Source organism: Curtobacterium guangdongense, from assembly GCF_049341845.1.
Classification (GTDB): domain Bacteria; phylum Actinomycetota; class Actinomycetes; order Actinomycetales; family Microbacteriaceae; genus Curtobacterium; species Curtobacterium guangdongense.
Window position 1 is genome coordinate 1 of record NZ_JBMPIT010000025.1, and the last position, 1,443, is coordinate 1,443.

The following is a 1,443-nucleotide window of genomic DNA, read 5'->3' on the forward strand; positions in this document are numbered from 1 at the left end:
CCAGCACCGGGAACGACACCACCACCCACAACCGCGGCAACCCAGACACCCGCGGCTCCACCAACGCCGACACCCGCTGACGCCACCCGATCGGTCCTGCCGTTCCCACGGTCCCGGTCGAAACGCTCACGTCGGTCCTCTCGCTGCTGTGCCTCGGCGGGGAGCCGACGGTTCCGCCGAGGCGTTCGGTGACGGTCCCTTCCGTGGCCGAACGCGCACCGGCCGCTGGGAATCGTAGCGGACGGCGGCGCTCTCCCAGCGCAGACACCGCCGTCCGGTGGTGCGGGTCAGTCCACGCGGTAGACGTGCATGTCGAGACCGCCCTGCCGGTAGTCCCCGACCTGCGCGAGGCACGACGAGTCGACGGGCGAGTCCGACAGCACGTACTGCACGTTGCGCTGCGCGAAGCGACTGCACGCGTCGAACGTCACGAGCACCTGGTCGCGGTAGGGGTTCGTCACGGTGGGCTCACCCTTCCCGACCGTCCAGTTCACGTTCGCGAGGCGGTTCCACTCGTCCTCGTACTTGCCGGACGGGTCGATCTCGTGCCACATCTCCTTCGGCGGGTAGGTCTGCACACCGTTGAAGGCGTGCACGCCGGACTGGACGAGCATGGCCGTCTGCGCGGTCGTGCCGATGCCGACCCACTTCGCGTCGGGGTGCTTCGCCTCGATGGCCTCGATCGCGCGTCCGGCCTTCGTGTCCTCCGGCAGCTCGAACACCCCGCGGTAGAGCGGGTTGACGCCGAGCCCGACGAGGAGCGTCGCGACGAGGAAGGCCGCAGCGCCCGCGAACACGAACCGCCTGGCCACGAAGGCCACCGCGAGCACGAGCAGCAGTCCGACGAGTCGCCAGTCGTGCGCGGCGTCGATCACGCTGAACGCCCGCACGCGGAGCACCGCCCAGACGGCCAGGGTCGCACCGCCGGCGAGGGCCATCGCCAGCGCCGTCGGGATCCACGGGCCACGCCGTCGCTGCTGGTCGAGGCGCATCGCGACCACCGCGAACCCGATGACGTTGAGCAGGTCGAACGCCAACCGGAGCCGCCTGGTCGTCGAGCGGTCGAGGAGGAGCAGGTGGGCGACGCGGTCCCACCCGGGGACCAGCAGGAAGGCGAACACCAGCGCGCCGGCCGCCAGCACCGAGAGCGCGAGCCAGTCGATGCGCGAGGCACGCCATCCGCCCCGGAACGCCAGCCACGCGAGCATCGGCACGAGGAAGACGCAGAGCATCATCGGTGTGGACGCCTCGGACGGGTTGAAGGACAGGTAGTCGTTCACGCCGTTCTGCAGGGCGCCCTGGAACGGCCCGCTGAACATCGCGACGAGACCGGAGTTCGGCAGGGCACCGGTGTGCTCGAGCCGGTGTCCGGGGTAGACGGTGCCGAGGACGGCCTCGATCGTGCCCAACCGCGTCGCGATCCACACCCCGAGCACCACCACC

General features: G+C 70.6%; 1 protein-coding gene. It reads right to left on the reverse strand.

Annotated features, from left to right (window positions below; translation table 11 throughout):
- Positions 1-287: 287 nt before the first annotated feature.
- Positions 288-1,443, reverse strand: a 1,156-nt coding sequence (locus ACO0E1_RS18885; RefSeq protein ID WP_422875573.1) for a DUF7654 domain-containing protein, incomplete at its 5' end; no start/stop codon positions are given.